The organism is Undibacterium sp. CY21W (genome assembly GCF_014284265.1).
GTDB classification, from domain to species: domain Bacteria; phylum Pseudomonadota; class Gammaproteobacteria; order Burkholderiales; family Burkholderiaceae_D; genus Undibacterium; species Undibacterium aquatile.
Window position 1 is genome coordinate 573,173 of sequence record NZ_JACOGE010000001.1, and the last position, 16,457, is coordinate 589,629.

22 protein-coding genes are annotated in these 16,457 nt (G+C 48.6%); 17 read left to right on the forward strand and 5 right to left on the reverse strand.

The genetic code is table 11. The features are described 5' to 3' along the window. Positions 1-17 precede the first annotated feature (17 nt). The 5 genes from H8K29_RS02525 to H8K29_RS02545 all read right to left on the reverse strand — a co-directional run bounded on the left by H8K29_RS02525 (position 18) and on the right by H8K29_RS02545 (position 5,588). On the reverse strand, positions 18-956 hold the full coding sequence (locus H8K29_RS02525) for an MlaD family protein (RefSeq protein ID WP_186896280.1): 939 nt from the start codon (positions 954-956) through the stop codon (positions 18-20). Positions 957-963: 7 nt separating this feature from the next. Further along, on the reverse strand, positions 964-1,746 hold the full coding sequence (locus H8K29_RS02530) for an ABC transporter ATP-binding protein (protein ID WP_186896281.1): 783 nt from the start codon (positions 1,744-1,746) through the stop codon (positions 964-966). Then, positions 1,746-2,870, reverse strand: coding sequence for an ABC transporter permease (locus H8K29_RS02535; protein WP_186896282.1), 1,125 nt, complete (start codon positions 2,868-2,870; stop codon positions 1,746-1,748). The genes H8K29_RS02530 and H8K29_RS02535 overlap by 1 nt, the downstream gene beginning before the upstream one ends. A 325-nt stretch (positions 2,871-3,195) precedes the next feature. Then, the gene (locus H8K29_RS02540) at positions 3,196-5,151 is read right to left on the reverse strand and encodes a phosphoethanolamine transferase (RefSeq protein WP_370527120.1); all 1,956 of its coding nucleotides are present in this window, start codon (positions 5,149-5,151) and stop codon (positions 3,196-3,198) included. A 107-nt stretch (positions 5,152-5,258) separates the two neighbouring features. Further along, a complete protein-coding gene (locus H8K29_RS02545; protein WP_186896283.1) occupies positions 5,259-5,588 on the reverse strand; it encodes a hypothetical protein in 330 nt (109 codons plus the stop codon). Here H8K29_RS02545 and rpsL point away from each other — a divergent pair. The 17 genes from rpsL to rplX all read left to right on the forward strand — a co-directional run bounded on the left by rpsL (position 5,578) and on the right by rplX (position 16,457). Further along, entirely contained in the window at positions 5,578-5,961 is a 384-nt protein-coding gene (gene rpsL / locus H8K29_RS02550; RefSeq protein WP_186886132.1) for a 30S ribosomal protein S12, read from the forward strand. The two genes, H8K29_RS02545 and rpsL, sit on opposite strands and share 11 nt — an antisense overlap. A 144-nt stretch (positions 5,962-6,105) precedes the next feature. Next, complete coding sequence (rpsG, locus tag H8K29_RS02555) at positions 6,106-6,576, forward strand: 30S ribosomal protein S7 (protein WP_162039546.1); 471 nt, start codon at positions 6,106-6,108, stop codon at positions 6,574-6,576. 128 nt (positions 6,577-6,704) lie between these two features. Then, entirely contained in the window at positions 6,705-8,810 is a 2,106-nt protein-coding gene (fusA, locus tag H8K29_RS02560) for an elongation factor G (protein WP_186886133.1), read from the forward strand. A 78-nt stretch (positions 8,811-8,888) separates the two neighbouring features. Continuing rightward, positions 8,889-10,079 carry an elongation factor Tu gene (gene tuf, locus H8K29_RS02565; RefSeq protein ID WP_186896239.1) on the forward strand — a complete coding sequence of 397 codons (1,191 nt, stop codon included), beginning with the start codon at positions 8,889-8,891 and terminating at the stop codon, positions 10,077-10,079. 129 nt (positions 10,080-10,208) lie between these two features. After that, complete coding sequence (gene rpsJ, locus H8K29_RS02570; RefSeq protein WP_110255911.1) at positions 10,209-10,526, forward strand: 30S ribosomal protein S10; 318 nt, start codon at positions 10,209-10,211, stop codon at positions 10,524-10,526. Between the two features lie 216 nt (positions 10,527-10,742). Next, the gene (rplC, locus tag H8K29_RS02575; protein WP_186884623.1) at positions 10,743-11,399 is read left to right on the forward strand and encodes a 50S ribosomal protein L3; all 657 of its coding nucleotides are present in this window, start codon (positions 10,743-10,745) and stop codon (positions 11,397-11,399) included. A gap of 3 nt (positions 11,400-11,402) precedes the next feature. Continuing rightward, entirely contained in the window at positions 11,403-12,026 is a 624-nt protein-coding gene (rplD, locus tag H8K29_RS02580; protein WP_186884624.1) for a 50S ribosomal protein L4, read from the forward strand. Further along, entirely contained in the window at positions 12,023-12,337 is a 315-nt protein-coding gene (gene rplW, locus H8K29_RS02585) for a 50S ribosomal protein L23 (RefSeq protein WP_186884625.1), read from the forward strand. Before rplD ends, rplW begins: the two co-directional genes overlap by 4 nt. A gap of 2 nt (positions 12,338-12,339) precedes the next feature. After that, a complete protein-coding gene (rplB, locus tag H8K29_RS02590) occupies positions 12,340-13,167 on the forward strand; it encodes a 50S ribosomal protein L2 (RefSeq protein ID WP_186884626.1) in 828 nt (275 codons plus the stop codon). 10 nt (positions 13,168-13,177) lie between these two features. Further along, positions 13,178-13,453, forward strand: a complete 276-nt coding sequence (gene rpsS / locus H8K29_RS02595; protein WP_124574225.1) for a 30S ribosomal protein S19 — start codon at positions 13,178-13,180, stop codon at positions 13,451-13,453. Between the two features lie 6 nt (positions 13,454-13,459). Next, complete coding sequence (gene rplV / locus H8K29_RS02600) at positions 13,460-13,792, forward strand: 50S ribosomal protein L22 (RefSeq protein ID WP_186884627.1); 333 nt, start codon at positions 13,460-13,462, stop codon at positions 13,790-13,792. 9 nt (positions 13,793-13,801) lie between these two features. Next, positions 13,802-14,626, forward strand: coding sequence for a 30S ribosomal protein S3 (rpsC, locus tag H8K29_RS02605; RefSeq protein WP_186884628.1), 825 nt, complete (start codon positions 13,802-13,804; stop codon positions 14,624-14,626). A 2-nt stretch (positions 14,627-14,628) separates the two neighbouring features. Then, positions 14,629-15,048, forward strand: a complete 420-nt coding sequence (rplP, locus tag H8K29_RS02610) for a 50S ribosomal protein L16 (RefSeq protein WP_186884629.1) — start codon at positions 14,629-14,631, stop codon at positions 15,046-15,048. Positions 15,049-15,061: 13 nt separating this feature from the next. Next, positions 15,062-15,253, forward strand: coding sequence for a 50S ribosomal protein L29 (gene rpmC, locus H8K29_RS02615; protein WP_186884630.1), 192 nt, complete (start codon positions 15,062-15,064; stop codon positions 15,251-15,253). Then, entirely contained in the window at positions 15,253-15,525 is a 273-nt protein-coding gene (gene rpsQ / locus H8K29_RS02620; protein ID WP_186884631.1) for a 30S ribosomal protein S17, read from the forward strand. The genes rpmC and rpsQ overlap by 1 nt, the downstream gene beginning before the upstream one ends. A gap of 239 nt (positions 15,526-15,764) precedes the next feature. After that, a complete protein-coding gene (gene rplN, locus H8K29_RS02625) occupies positions 15,765-16,133 on the forward strand; it encodes a 50S ribosomal protein L14 (RefSeq protein ID WP_006464924.1) in 369 nt (122 codons plus the stop codon). Between the two features lie 9 nt (positions 16,134-16,142). Beyond that, positions 16,143-16,457: a 50S ribosomal protein L24 gene (rplX, locus tag H8K29_RS02630; protein ID WP_186884632.1), complete on the forward strand. Its 315-nt coding sequence runs from the start codon at positions 16,143-16,145 to the stop codon at positions 16,455-16,457.

Here is a 16,457-nt window from a genome sequence, read left to right on the forward strand (position 1 = left end):
GTAGTCTTCTCTGTTATTTATTTGGGCGCGACAAAACCGGCTTCGCCGGGGCCGGGTGCGGCTGGCGGATTGCCAAACAGGATGCTTTGCGGCCTGTCGTTCAGATTTTCCGTGGTGCGGTTGAGAGAACGCAGGCTGCTGCGGGCTTCGCCGGTCAGACTCTGGATGCGCGGCAGCGTTTCCATCGTTACGCCGTTACTCAGTTGGTCTAATGCCAGATTAAAGCGGGCGATCGGGCCATCGGCCGCCTGCAATTGCGTAGTGAGCTGGTTCAGATTATTGGTGAAGCGCGATGCGTCTTTGGATAACACACTGACGGTGTTCAATGTGTTCTGCGTCTGATCGATCAGCCCTGGCAATTTATCCAGGCTGGGGTTGAGTTTGTTCGGCAATGCCTGCCACGCTTCCGCAGCTTTGTTGATATTGTCAACGGCGCTGATCATGGTTTGACGATTTTTCGGATCGAGCAGGCTATTGATACGGCGGGTCAGTTCTTCGGTCTGCGTCAGAATTGCAAGCCCGCGCTCTTCCAGATTTTGCATGACGCCGGGACGCAGCGGAATCCGTTGCGTCGTACCATCCTGCGCTAACGGGACAGAAGCGCCCGCTGTTTTGTCTTCATCGAGCTGCACAAATGCAATGCCCGTCACACCCTGATAGGCCAGGGTGGCGAAGGTGGCGCTGGTGACGGGAGTATCCGGAATCACTTCCAGACGCAGTATCAGTTGTCCCGGATTTTTATCATCAAAATCGATGTCGGTAACATTGCCGACTTTAATCCCTTTGTAGCGGACAGCCGCTTGCAGGTTGAGGCCGGAGACCGCCGATTTGGTCACGATCTCATACGGCGTGCGCTGAATTTTGTCGCGCCCCAGCCAGATCGCGATAAAAATAGCGAGTATCAATAAGGCGATGGTGAAGAATCCAGCGATTAAGGCGTGCGATCGGTTTTCCATGGCTTTCCTATGGTGTAGCGGGTGTCAGCACTTCCATGGCGCGTTTGCCGCGACCACCGAGGAAGAAACTGCTGATGAACGGATGTTGGAAGCGTACGACTTCTTGCGGTGTGCCGACGACGATCACTTTTTTTTCAGCCAGCACCGCAATACGATTCGACAGTGCAAAAAGGCTGTCGAGATCATGCGTGACCATGATGACTGTCAGGCAGAGTTGCCGGTGCAGTGACTGTATCAGTTCGACGAAACTGTCGGAACGATCCGGATCAAGTCCAGCGGTCGGCTCGTCAAGGAACAATAATTCAGGGTCGAGTGCTAAAGCGCGCGCCAGGGCGATCCGTTTGATCATGCCGCCGGATAAATCTGCCGGCATTTTCGGTGCATGTTCAAAGGCGATATTCACCATCTGCAATTTCAGATACACCAGATCGGTGATCAGCGATTCCGGCAATTTTTTCAGTTCGCGCATCGGCTGGGCGATATTATCGAACACGCTCAGCGCCGAATACAAAGCGCCATGCTGAAACAACATGCCCGAACGTTTGCGCAGGTAATCAAGATGACGACTGTCGGACACCTGCAAGTCTTCACCGAAGACTTTGATGCTGCCGCGACGCGGCGTTTCCAGACCCAGCATCTGGCGCACGAGCACGGTTTTACCGGTACCGGAACCGCCGACGATAGACAGAATCTCACCGCGTCTGACCGATAATTCCAGATTATCGTGGACGACGGCACGCCCGAACTGCGTGCGTAAGCCCTGAATTTCGATCACGTTATCGGTCGTCATCAATAGCCCACTTTGCTGAAAATAATCGCAAAAATCGCGTCGGCAATGATTACGACGGTAATCGCAATCACCACGGAATTGGTGGTGCCGTGCCCCAGACTTTCCGTATTCGGTTTGATGCGCAAACCATAATGGCAGGCAATCAACGCAATCAGGATACCGAAGGCAACACCTTTACCCAGGCCTATCCAGTAATTCAACAGCGGCACGGCATCCGGCAATTTATAGACAAAAAATTCCGGGCTCATACCGAGCAGCGCTTGCGCTGAAATCATTCCGCCTATCAGTGCCATCACATCGGTCCAGATCACCAGCAGCGGCATGGCGATCGCCAGTGCAAGCACCTTAGGCAGGATCAGGCGCGAACCATGTGGTATGCCCATCACCAGCATTGCATCGAGCTCTTCGGTGACCCGCATGACGCCGAGCTGCGCCGTGATGGCTGATCCTGAACGACCCGCAACCAGAATCGCCGCCAGCAACGGGCCGAGTTCGCGGATGATGCTCATGCCAAGAATATTGACGATAAATAAATCGCCGCCGAACGTCAGTAATTGTTGTGCCGACAGATAAGAAAGCACGATCCCTATCAGGATGCCGACCAGCGCGGTAATGCCCAGCGCCTGCGCACCCATGCGATACAGGTTGGCTGATAATTCTTTCCACGGGCCTCGCAGTGGGTGGCGTATAAAACCGGCCAGATCGATCATCAGTTGACCGAGCAACATGCTGAAGCCGTACAAGTGCTCAAAGAAGCCAAGCACGATCTCGCCCAACTGCATGATGCCGTAAAAGAGCGGGCGTTTTGCGCTGACCAGATTGACCTGACTGGCTTCTGCGACACGCTGAAACAAACCTTCATGTACCGGCTGCAGTAACAGATGTTGTGGCTTTTTCTTGCCCCAGGCGCGCCACAATATCTGCGCACCGACATGATCGAGCGCACTGATCTGGCTTAAATCCCAGTGAATATCGTCGCGCTTTCCCTTGTTGGTCAGCTCCGTCTGCAAATCATGCAAGCGGTGACCTTCGGATAATGCGTGCACCAGCCACGCGCCAGCCACGCTAATCGTGGTCTGATCTGCATGATTGACGGTCAGGGTGGGAGGGCTAACTGAGGGCATGTCGTCAGTGTAAACGAGATAACTGTTTTGCTGCAATGAAGCAAAGCATACATTGACTGATGTTGATCTTCATTAAAAGAAATACGCCATCGGCATCTCAGCTCGACCGCTAGCGATTACGTAAGTCAGATGCTTTGCAGACAAAACTGGTTTTATTTTGCTGTGAAAATGAGCTTTAAGGGGGAGTATATTCAAAAATCGGGCTATTCTCAGCATAAACATTGGGCTTTTAAATATACTCCACCCAGTATATTTAATGCTCAACAGGCGCTCGCAGGCATATAACGGCAGGATGCTGCATCGGTGTTGTCACTTGGTGTAACGCTTATTTCTCTTGCCGTACCGGCGTTTTTTTGTCGATCACCTCGCGGCAATCTCCCTTCAGCGTCGCATTATCGTAATCAGACCAGCCGTAACTATCGACATAGCGAGTATGCGCAACCAGTTGCGGGCTGAGGATGCTCCAGTTCAGCCTTTCATCGGGATAACGAATATTGCCCATATCGAGCAAGGTGTGAAACACGTTTTCTGTCGACAGACGGAATTTCTGATGGCGTTTGAGCTGCCGAATTTTTTCCGGGAATAATTGCTGATAGTCATCCGAATACCAGATGAAGGCAGGGATGTGAAATTCGTATTGCGTATTGTGACCATGAAACGCCAGACCGCAAGTGCCGTCATACAAGGTTTGCCCATGATCGGAGATATACATCATCGAGGTGACTTGTTTGCTCGCTTTCAGGCGCTGTATGACTTCCGACAATATCCAGTCAGTGTACAGAATTGAATTGTCATAGCTGTTGTTGAGTGCCGGTTTATTCTTCAGGTCGGTATAGGCCGGGTTATCGACGCCAAACAGCGATGGTTTCCAGTGGTCGTATTCTTTCGGGTGGCGATGGCTGTAATTCCAGTGGTTCCCCAGCGTATGTAAGACGATCAGTTTTTTCGGTGTGGCATCGTTCAGCGCGCGGCTCATGGGATCCAGCAGGATGTCGTCGAAACTGGAATTATTGGTAAAGCCACCGAGATTCAGAAATTGCGTGACGTCGGCTTCTTTCGCGAACACCGAGATCGGCGTGTCAAACTGACCAAAGCTCATCTGGTTCGATATCCAGAAGGTTTTGAATCCCGCTTCTTTAAACGCAGACAAAAACGATTTTTCTGAGAAACCGGCCTTCAGGCTTTGTGCCGCCGGTTTGCGCGACACAATAACAGGCACCGACAGGCGAGTCGCAGCGACGGCAGTAATCATGTCGCTGAAGCTGACCAGATTGTCTTCCAGTGATAACAAGGGATTCGTTTCACGTTCGTAGCCATTCAGGCTCCAGCGGTCGTAGCGCGATGATTCACCAAGCACCACAACGATAGTTTGCGCTAACTTTGGATCGCCTGCGAGGGCGGCGTTGAAGCGGAAATTGCGGCTTTTCTCAGACAGCTTCGATAAATATCCACGTTCGCTCCAGAAGTCAGCAATACGCACTGCGAGGCCGAACGGCCAGGTACTTGTGAAGACATCCTCGTCGTAACGTATTTGGGCCCAGGACGGTAGCGGGCCAAGGGCCTGGCTTAATTTCTGCCGTTGATGCTCCAGCCAAACCTGCGGAATCACTTTGCCTATCGGCTTGGCACTGGTGACCGATGCTGGCTCATCGTCGCTGTCGTCGTCGCTATGGCTACTTGCCGCTGACGCTGAGGCTGGTGGTGCGGTGACGCCAACATATTCGCCGTAACCCCAGATGCAGAACCCCATCGCCACCATGCTGATTAACGCCCAGCGGCTTGGATGTTGCCAGTGCAGTGCCGGCGTGTTCAGCGCAATTTTCAGCAGGCTCCACCACCACGCTGTAATCATCAACGTCAGAAACAGCAGTAGCCAGATTTTTTGCCCCAGAAATTCAATCGCTTCTTTGGGGCTGGTCTCCAGCAGTATGCCCAGGTGATGAGTCGAAATGCTCTGCCCGAAATACAGGCGCAGGTAAATCTCTATGGGTATCGCCAGCATTGCCGGCAGTAACAGGAAATGAAACCAGCGCGGATGCTTGAACACCGCCCATAGTATTGGCCAGCAAATGACCTCCATCGCCAGCAGCTGCCAGCCTTTTTCTACCGGTTTGCCCAGCATCAGCGAAAAAAATGGAATCGCTGAGAGCAGCAGGTAACTTAATAACAGAAAGAGAGGGCTTGGGCGTAATAAAGAGCGCATCAGGATGGTGGCAGGCTGGCTTGCGGTTGTTGCAGTGTGACGGATACGTCGCCGTTTACCGCAACATAGGATGGTCACTAAAAGAGTTCAGGTCGACAATATAAATGATTTGCATAAACACTGGGCGCTGCTGGTGGAGGCCATTAGCGAAATCACTTCTACATACTGCACTAATTTAAACAAAATTAAATAAAAAGCATGGGAATGCTTGATTTTTCAAGGAAATTTCCTACCCTGACTTGCCATATTGAAGTAGTTGGAGCAGTCTGCTTCGCAACGAAAAACGTTGACATAGCTGGATCAGGCGACATAAAATTGCGAGTTCTCGATTTTGGGTTTGCAGTTTTCAACATGTTTCTAGCTGTTTTTTGCGAAAAAATATGCTTAAAAAGCAGGCAGATATTGGGCTCGTCTGAATAATTCGGACGTAAAAAATGATTTTTAGTTCCCGGGCAACCGTTTCCGGGTTTGTGTTTAACGTTGTATTTTGTTGGATTAAAAACGATGCCAACCATCAATCAACTGATTCGCCAACCACGTGTTTCTGCAGTGGTTAAGAGCAAATCGCCGGCGCTGGAAAACAGCCCGCAGAAACGTGGCGTTTGCACCCGCGTTTATACTACAACTCCAAAAAAGCCTAACTCGGCTTTGCGTAAAGTTGCCAAAGTTCGCCTGACTAATGGTTTCGAAGTTATTTCGTACATTGGCGGTGAAGGCCATAACTTGCAAGAACATAGCGTAGTCCTGCTGCGCGGTGGTCGTGTAAAGGATTTGCCAGGTGTTCGTTACCATATGGTTCGCGGTGCTTTGGATACACAAGGCGTTAAAGACCGTAAGCAAGCTCGTTCCAAATATGGTTCTAAGCGCGCTAAGGCAGTGAAGAAGTAATTATCTCGTAATTTAATCTCCGTAAAGTATTACGGATCAGTGTCGGTTCGGAATGAGCCGAGTAAGTGACTGGTTATGATGGCCTGTCGCGAGTGTCAGGTGAATTGTTGCCCGATGCTCAACTGAAGATTGAAAGGAATTGAAATGCCACGTCGTCGTGAGGTCCCGAAACGGGACGTATTGCCAGATCCAAAATTTGGTAATGTTGAAGTAGCAAAATTTGTTAACGTATTGATGTTGTCCGGCAAGAAGTCTGTTGCTGAAGGCATCATCTACGGTGCGTTTGATCACATCCAGCAAAAATCTGGTAAAGATCCTCTGGAAGTGTTTGCATTGGCAATTAACAACGCCAAGCCACTGGTTGAAGTAAAATCCCGCCGTGTTGGTGGCGCGAACTATCAGGTGCCTGTTGAAGTGCGTCCAGTTCGTCGTCTGGCTTTGTCTATGCGTTGGTTGCGTGAAGCTGCAAACAAGCGTAGTGAAAAATCCATGCCACAACGTTTGGGTGGTGAGTTGTTAGAAGCCGCAGAAGGCCGCGGCGGTGCAATGAAGAAGCGTGACGAAGTTCATCGTATGGCTGAAGCCAACAAGGCCTTCTCTCACTTCCGCTTCTAAGAGTAAGAGTAAGGAGCCTTTGTATGATGATTATGCAATGGTTCTGGCAAGTATTTTGAATCAGGCCGGGCGCGATTTTCACAAAAAATTGCGCTCGGTTTTGTCCATTAAAAGATTTAGGATTATCTATGGCCCGTAAGACCCCCATTGAGCGCTACCGCAATATCGGTATCTCGGCTCACATTGATGCAGGTAAAACGACGACGACAGAACGTGTTCTGTTCTACACCGGTGTCAACCACAAAATCGGTGAAGTGCATGATGGCGCTGCTACCATGGACTGGATGGAACAAGAGCAAGAGCGCGGTATTACTATTACTTCCGCAGCGACAACTTGCTTCTGGAGCGGTATGGCGAATAATTTCGCGCCGCACCATATCAATATTATCGATACACCAGGTCACGTTGACTTCACTATTGAAGTTGAACGTTCTATGCGTGTTCTCGATGGCGCCTGCATGGTTTACTGTGCGGTAGGTGGCGTTCAGCCTCAGTCTGAAACTGTATGGCGTCAGGCTAATAAGTACAAAGTTCCTCGTCTGGCATTCGTCAACAAGATGGACCGTACTGGCGCGAACTTCTTCAAAGTGTATGAGCAAATGCGCACACGCCTGAAGGCAAACCCAATTCCTATGCAAGTACCTATCGGTGCTGAGGACTTGTTCGAAGGCGTTATCGATCTGGTCAAAATGAAAGCGATTATCTGGGATACAGCGTCCCAAGGTATGAAGTTTGAATACGGCGAGATCCCTGCGAATTTGTTGGCTGATGCTAAGAAATGGCGCGAAAACATGGTGGAAGCAGCAGCTGAAGCCTCTGAAGAATTGATGAACAAATACCTTGAAGAAGGTGATTTGTCTGAAGCCGAAATCAAAGCGGCGATTCGTCAGCGTACTATCGCGAGTGAAATCGTTCCGATGATGTGCGGTACTGCCTTTAAAAACAAAGGCGTGCAGGCGATGTTGGATGCGGTTGTTGAATTCCTGCCATCTCCAGTGGATATTCCACCGGTACCAGGTACAAACGAAGATGAAGAGCCAGTGGTTCGTCAGGCAAAAGATGATGAAAAATTCTCTGCTTTGGCGTTCAAAATCGCAACGGATCCATTCGTTGGTCAATTGTGCTTTATCCGCTGCTACTCCGGTACTTTGAATTCTGGCGACACAGTTTATAACTCTGTCAAAGGTAAAAAAGAACGTATCGGACGTATTGTTCAGATGCATGCGAATCAGCGCGAAGAAATCAAAGAAATGCTTGCCGGTGACATCGCTGCGGTTGTTGGTCTGAAAGACACAACAACTGGTGATACATTGTGTGATGATAAAGCGATTGTCGTTCTGGAACGCATGGTTTTCCCTGAGCCAGTTATTTCTCAGGCTGTTGAGCCAAAAACCAAGGCTGACCAGGAGAAAATGGGCTTGGCGCTGAACCGTCTGGCTGCTGAAGATCCATCTTTCCGTGTGCGTACTGACGAAGAATCCGGTCAGACTATCATTGCTGGTATGGGCGAGTTGCATCTGGATATTATCGTTGATCGTATGAAGCGTGAATTCAACGTTGAAGCGACAGTAGGTAAGCCACAGGTTGCATACCGCGAAACTATTCGCAAAACTTGCGAAGAAATCGAAGGTAAATTCGTTAAGCAATCCGGTGGTCGCGGTCAGTATGGTCACGTTGTTCTGAAAATTGAACCACAAGAACCAGGTAAAGGCTTTGAATTCGTTGACGCGATCAAAGGCGGTACCGTTCCACGTGAATACATCCCTGCGGTTGAAAAAGGTGTTCGTGAAACACTGACATCCGGTGTATTGGCTGGCTACCCAGTAGTTGATGTTAAAGTAACTCTGTTCTTCGGTTCTTACCATGACGTTGACTCCAACGAAAACGCGTTCCGTATGGCGGGTTCGATGGCGTTTAAAGATGGCTGCCGCAAAGCAAGTCCAGTTATTCTGGAACCAATGATGGCAGTTGAAGTTGAAACGCCAGAAGATTATGCTGGTACGGTCATGGGCGATTTGTCCTCACGTCGTGGTATGGTTCAGGGTATGGATGAAGTTGCTGGTGGTGGCGGTAAGATCATTAAGGCTGAAGTTCCTTTGTCTGAAATGTTTGGTTATTCCACTTCATTGCGTTCCGCAACACAAGGTCGCGCAACGTACTCTATGGAATTCAAGCATTACTCCGAAGCGCCGAAAAATGTTATCGACGCAATCGTGACATCCAAAGCTAAGTAATTTGTAATCTGAAAAGCCTGCTCCTTGCCTGGAGCAGGCATCTTATTGATAAATCGTTCTTTTTGAAGGAAGAATAAAATGGCAAAAGGTAAGTTCGAACGCACCAAGCCGCACGTCAACGTAGGTACAATTGGTCACGTTGATCACGGTAAAACAACATTGACAGCAGCGATTGCAACAGTATTGTCTGCAAAATTCGGTGGCGAAGCGAAGAAATACGACGAAATCGACGCAGCACCAGAAGAAAAAGCACGCGGTATTACAATTAATACTGCCCACGTTGAATACGAAACAGCAACACGCCACTACGCTCACGTTGACTGCCCAGGCCATGCTGACTATGTTAAAAACATGATCACTGGTGCGGCTCAGATGGACGGCGCGATTCTGGTTTGCTCCGCAGCAGACGGCCCAATGCCACAAACACGTGAGCACATCCTGTTGGCTCGCCAGGTTGGCGTTCCATACATCATCGTTTTCCTGAACAAATGCGACATGGTTGATGACGCTGAATTGCTGGAACTCGTTGAAATGGAAGTACGTGAATTACTGTCCAAATATGAATTCCCAGGCGACGATCTGCCTATCATCCAAGGTTCCGCAAAACTGGCGCTCGAAGGCGACAAAGGTCCATTGGGCGAAGAAGCAATCCTGAAACTGGCTGATGCACTCGACACCTACATCCCAACACCAGAGCGCGCTGTTGACGGCGCCTTCCTGTTGCCAGTAGAAGACGTATTCTCCATCTCTGGTCGCGGTACAGTGGTGACTGGTCGTATCGAACGCGGTATCATCAAAGTTGGCGAAGAGATCGAAATCGTCGGTATCAAAGACACAGTTAAGACAACATGTACTGGCGTTGAAATGTTCCGCAAATTGCTGGATCAAGGTCAAGCTGGTGACAACGTCGGTGTTCTGCTGCGCGGTACAAAACGCGAAGACATCCAACGTGGTCAAGTGTTGGCAAAACCAGGTTCAATCAAGCCACACAGCCACTTCACAGGCGAGATCTACGTTTTGTCGAAAGATGAAGGCGGTCGTCATACACCATTCTTCAACAACTACCGTCCACAGTTCTACTTCCGTACAACGGACGTCACCGGTTCGATCGAGTTGCCAGCAGACAAAGAAATGGTGATGCCAGGTGATAACGTCTCTATCACAGTCAAACTGATCAACCCGATCGCGATGGAAGAAGGTCTCCGCTTCGCTATCCGTGAAGGTGGTCGTACTGTTGGTGCGGGTGTTGTTGCTAAAATTATCGAGTAATTTCGTAATTTTGTAGTACACTAGTCGGCTGTCGCTGTTTTTTAAGCGACAGCCGCTTTTTTTTAGTATTCGCTCTTTGTAAAAAATGCCACTCTCACTGAGTTTGTGGCTCGTTCTTTAGGAAATGTTATGTCTACACAGAATCAAAAGATCCGCATTCGTCTGAAAGCTTTCGATTATAAATTGATCGACCAATCCGCTTTGGAAATCGTTGAAACAGCAAAGCGCACTGGCGCTGTTGTAAAAGGTCCTGTACCTTTGCCGACTCGCATTCAACGTTTTGACGTTCTGCGCTCACCGCACGTGAACAAAACTTCCCGTGATCAGTTTGAAATTCGTACACACCAACGTCTGATGGATATCGTTGATCCAACAGATAAGACAGTTGATGCTTTGATGAAGCTCGATTTGCCTGCTGGTGTTGATGTTGAAATCAAATTGCAGTAATCAGATTTTTATCAATATCTGATTTGATTAAAAATCAGATAATTGAAGAAATTTGACATACCACAATTCTTCGAATTTTCAAATAATTTGCCTTGTAAATAAAAAATTTGCGGGCTATAATCGAAGGCTTAAATGTGGGTCGGCTTTTGCTGACCTTTTCGTTTAAGTTTTTTAAACATCAGCCTCACCCAATCGTAGGTGAGAATGGAGAAAATAATGAGCTTGGGCCTAGTTGGTCGCAAGGTTGGCATGATGCGCATCTTTACGGATGATGGGGATTCAATTCCTGTTACTGTTCTGGATGTGTCCAACAACCGCGTGACGCAAGTCAAAACTCCTGAAACAGACGGTTACTCTGCTGTTCAGGTTACTTTCGGTCAGCGCCGTGCATCCCGCGTAACTAAAGCGGCTGCCGGTCACCTCGCAAAAGCAGGTGTTGAAGCTGGTACTGTATTAAAAGAATTCCGTGTTGATGCTGCTAAAGCTTCTGAATTGAAGGCTGGTGACGTTGTGCCTGTCGGTTTGTTCGAAGCTGGTCAGAAAGTTGACGTGCAAGGTGTGACGATTGGTAAAGGCTATGCCGGTACTATCAAGCGCCATCACTTCGCTTCTGGTCGCGCCACTCACGGTAACTCCCGTTCCCATAATGTTCCAGGTTCTATCGGTATGGCGCAGGATCCAGGCCGTGTTTTCCCTGGTAAACGCATGACTGGTCATCTGGGTGACGTTAACCGCACTGTGCAAAATCTGGAAATCGCTCGCGTTGATGCAGAGCGTCAGTTGTTGCTGGTTAAGGGTGCTGTGCCGGGTGCAAAAAATGGTCAGGTGATTGTATCCCCTGCTGTTAAAGTTAAAGCTAAGAAGGGAGCCTAATCCATGGAACTGAAGCTCCTAAACGAACAAGGTCAAGCTGCTGCGAATGTTGCTGCTCCTGACACTATTTTCGGTCGTGATTACAACGAAGCTCTGATTCATCAAGTTGTTGTTGCATATCAGGCAAATGCTCGTAGCGGTAACCGCAAGCAAAAAGATCGTGAAGAAGTCCACCACACAACCAAGAAGCCTTGGCGTCAAAAAGGTACTGGTCGTGCGCGTGCTGGTATGTCTTCTTCTCCTTTGTGGCGTGGCGGTGGTCGTATATTCCCGAATAGCCCGGATGAGAATTTCTCTCACAAAGTTAACAAGAAAATGTATCGCGCAGGTATCTGCTCTATCCTTTCTCAGTTGGCTCGTGAAGATCGTTTGAGCGTGGTTGATGCTGTAACGGTTGATGCTCCAAAGACTAAGTTGTTGACTGAAAAGCTCAAAGCATTGGGTTGCCTGGATTCCGTTCTGATTATCACTGACGAATTCAATGAAAATCTGATGTTGGCAGCACGTAATCTGGTAAATGTTTTGGTTGTTGAGCCACGTTACGCTGATCCAGTTTCTTTGGTGTTCTACAAGAAAGTGTTGATCACCAAGCCAGCACTGGCAAAGATTGAGGAGATGCTGGCATGAGTGCATTAATCAAACATAGTGAAGAACGCCTGATGAAGGTGTTGCTGGCTCCTGTGATTTCTGAAAAAGCAACGATGGTTGCTGAAAAGAATGAGCAAGTGGTTTTCCTGGTTACTCCAGATGCAACCAAGCCAGAAATTAAAGCTGCCGTCGAATTGCTGTTTAAGGTTCAGGTTGAATCTGTACAAGTGGCAAATCGTCAAGGTAAACAAAAACGTACCGGTAGATTTACTGGCCGCCGCAACCATACAAAACGTGCTTTTGTATGCTTGAAGCCAGGTCAGGAAATCAACTTCACTGAGGGGGCATAATAATGGCACTCGTTAAGATGAAGCCAACCTCACCAGGTCGTCGTGGTATGGTGAAAGTGGTAACTGAAGGCCTGTTCAAAGGTCGTCCGTTCGCTGCTTTGTTGGAAAAGAAATCCAAAACTGCTGGCCGTAATAACAACGGTCACATCACTACCCGCCACATCGGCGGTGGTCATAAGCAGCATTACCGTGTTGTTGACTTTAAACGCAACAAAGATGGTATTCCTGCAAAAGTTGAGCGTATTGAATACGATCCTAACCGTACGGCACACATCGCTTTGTTGTGTTACGCGGATGGTGAGCGTGCATACATCATCGCTCCTAAAGGTGTTGCAGTAGGCGATCAATTAATCAGTGGCTCACAAGCCCCGATCAAATCCGGTAACTGCTTGCCTATCCGTAACATTCCAGTCGGTACAACTATGCATTGCGTAGAGATGCTGCCAGGAAAAGGTGCGCAGATTGCACGTACAGCTGGTGCTGGTGTCGTTCTGATGGCGCGTGAGGGTACTTACGCTCAAGTTCGTCTGCGCTCTGGCGAAGTTCGTCGTATTCATATCGAATGCCGCGCAACCGTCGGTGAAGTTGGTAACGGCGAACACAATCTGCGTAAGATTGGTAAAGCTGGTGCGATGCGTTGGCGTGGTATTCGTCCTACCGTTCGCGGTGTGGTAATGAATCCGGTTGACCATCCTCACGGTGGTGGTGAAGGTAAAACTGCAGCAGGCCGTCATCCAGTTTCTCCATGGGGTCAACAGACCAAGGGTAAGAAGACACGTCGCAACAAGCGTACTACTTCGATGATCGTCTCACGCCGTGGTAAGAAATAAGGGATAAAACATGACACGTTCATTGAAAAAAGGGCCGTTTTGCGACGCTCATCTGGTGAAGAAAGTCGAAGCTGCTCAGGCAAATAAAGACAAAAAACCAATCAAGACTTGGTCCCGTCGTTCGACAATTATGCCGGACTTCATCGGTTTGACCATTGCGGTTCATAACGGTAAGCAACACGTACCAGTTTATGTTTCCGAAAACATGGTTGGTCACAAGCTCGGCGAATTCGCGCTGACCCGTACGTTCAAGGGTCACGCTGCCGATAAAAAGGCTAAGAAATAAGGACCGATGATGGAAACTAAAGCTAATCTTCGCGGTGTGCGTCTGTCCGAGCAAAAAGGTCGCCTCGTGGCAGACCTGATCCGTGGTAAAAAAGTTGATCAGGCATTGAATATCCTGGCCTTCAGCCCTAAAAAAGGTGCTGCAATCATCAAGAAAGTGTTGGAGTCTGCAATTGCAAACGCTGAACACAATGATGGCGCAGATATCGATGAGTTGAAAGTAAAGAGTATCTATGTCGAAAAAGGTGCGATCCTGAAGCGCTTCACAGCACGCGCTAAAGGTCGTGGTGATCGTATCTCTAAACAATCCTGTCACATCTACGTGACTGTTGGTAACTAAGGAGTCACGATGGGACAGAAGATACATCCAACCGGTTTTCGTCTGGCGGTAACGCGTAACTGGTCTTCCCGTTGGTATGCAGGCAATGGTAACTTTGCTTCTATGCTCGGTGAAGATCTGAAGGTACGTGAATACCTGAAGAAAAAACTGAAAAACGCATCTGTAGGCCGCATCGTTATTGAGCGTCCTGCGAAAAACGCACGTATTACCATTTACAGCTCCCGTCCAGGTGTTGTGATTGGTAAAAAAGGCGAAGACATTGAAGTATTGAAAGCTGACTTGTCGAAAATGATGGGCGTGCCAGTTCACGTCAACATCGAAGAAATTCGCAAGCCAGAAATCGATGCGCAATTGATCGCTGACTCTATTGCTCAGCAGCTCGAAAAACGTATTATGTTCCGCCGCGCGATGAAACGTGCTATGCAGAATGCAATGCGTCTTGGCGCTCAAGGTATCAAGATCATGTCCGGTGGTCGTTTGAACGGTATCGAAATCGCTCGTAAAGAATGGTATCGCGAAGGCCGCGTGCCTTTGCATACTTTGCGTGCTGATATCGACTACGGTTTTGGCGAAGCATCCACAACTTACGGCATTATTGGCGTAAAAGTGTGGGTCTACAAAGGTGACCGTTTAGCAAATGGCGATGCGCCTGTGATCGAATCGACTCCGGAAGACGACAAAAAACGTCGTGGCCCACGTCGTGACGATGGCAAGCCAAGCAGCCGTCCACGTGCTAAGCGTCCTGAAGGGCAAAATACATCTGGCGCAGCAGCTCCAGCTAAGCGTGTACGCGCAAAAGCTGATGCTGCACCAGCTGAGAAAGCAGGAGAATAATCATGCTGCAACCAGCACGCAGAAAATATCGTAAGGAGCAAAAAGGCCGTAACAAGGGTATTTCGCATACTCGTGGTACAGCTGTTTCCTTCGGTGAGTTTGGTTTGAAAGCGGTTGGCCGTGGTCGTATCACAGCGCGTCAGATTGAAGCGGCGCGTCGTGCAATGACTCGTCATATCAAGCGCGGTGGTCGTATCTGGATCCGCGTTTTCCCGGACAAGCCAATTTCCCAGAAGCCTGCAGAGGTTCGTATGGGTAATGGTAAAGGTAATCCTGAGTACTACGTTGCCGAGATTCAACCAGGCAAAATGTTGTACGAAATGGATGGCGTTGATGAAGCGCTGGCGCGTGAAGCGTTCCGCTTGGCAGCTGCCAAATTACCATTGTTGACAACGTTTGTCGTACGTCAAGTCGGCACTTAATAGGGAGTTGTAAATGAAAGTATCTGAACTCCAAGGCAAAGACTCTGCAGCTTTGACGAAAGAACTGAATGATCTGTTGAAGGCGCAATTCAGCCTGCGTATGCAAATCGCTACACAGCAACTGACTAATACTTCACAGTTGAAAAAAGTTCGTCGCGACATCGCACGCGTTAAAACCGTCATGAATCAGAAGGATGCCAAATAATGAACGATCAAGTTAAAGTGGCTCTGAAGCGCACATTGATTGGCAAGGTTGTGTCTGACAAGATGGACAAAACAGTCACAGTACTGGTTGAACGTCACGTTAAACATCCTTTGTATGGCAAGATCATCGTACGTACTGCAAAGTACCATGCACACGATGAAGCTAACCAGGCAAAAGCTGGCGACACAGTTGAAATCCAAGAGGGTCGCCCAATTTCCAAGACTAAAGCTTGGACATTGACTCGTGTGGTTCAAGTAGCACAAGTCGTATAAAGTTATTGCACAAAAATTTTTTTGATGTAATAATGATGGGCTGTCATTTGCGTAGTAAGCAAATGACAGCCTAAATGTCTTTCGCAACACCCTCTCGTTGTGAAAGTGGTTAAAAAATCGTCCACCTAATCAGTTGGCTCGTGCATTGCAGGTTATGTAGGGGTTGGCTGGCAGGACCAAGACTGACTACAAGCTTGCATTGTGTAAGTTGTGTGGATTAAGTTGGGAAAGAGAACATTATGATTCAAACAGAAAGCCGGCTGGAAGTTGCTGACAATACTGGTGCGCGTGAAGTTCTGTGCATTAAAGTGTTGGGCGGTTCCAAGCGTCGTTATGCGGGTATCGGTGATGTAATTAAAGTCACTGTGAAATCTGCTGCTCCGCGCGGTCGTGTAAAAAAAGGTGAAATTTACAACGCCGTGGTTGTGAGAACAGCTAAGGGTGTTCGTCGTCAAGATGGCTCGTTGGTCAAATTTGATGGCAATGCTGCAGTATTGTTGAATGCAAAGCTTGAGCCTATCGGCACTCGTATTTTCGGCCCAGTGACACGCGAACTGCGTACTGAGCGCTTTATGAAAATCGTGTCTTTGGCTCCAGAAGTGCTGTAAGGAGTCGTGATGAATAAAATTCGTAAAAACGACGAAGTCATCGTCTTGACGGGTAAAGACAAAGGTAAGCGCGGTCAGGTGCAATCATGCATCGATAGTGATTACGTTGTTGTCGCTGGTATTAATGTCGCTAAAAAAGCGGTTAAGCCAAACCCAATGACTGGCGCAGTTGGTGGCATCGTTGATAAATTGATGCCGATTCATGTTTCCAATGTGGCGTTGTTTAATGCTGCATCTGGCAAAGCAGACCGTGTAGGCTTCAAGGTAGTGGATGGTAAAAAAGTCCGTATCTACAAGTCGACTGGCGAAGTTGTGAAGGCATAA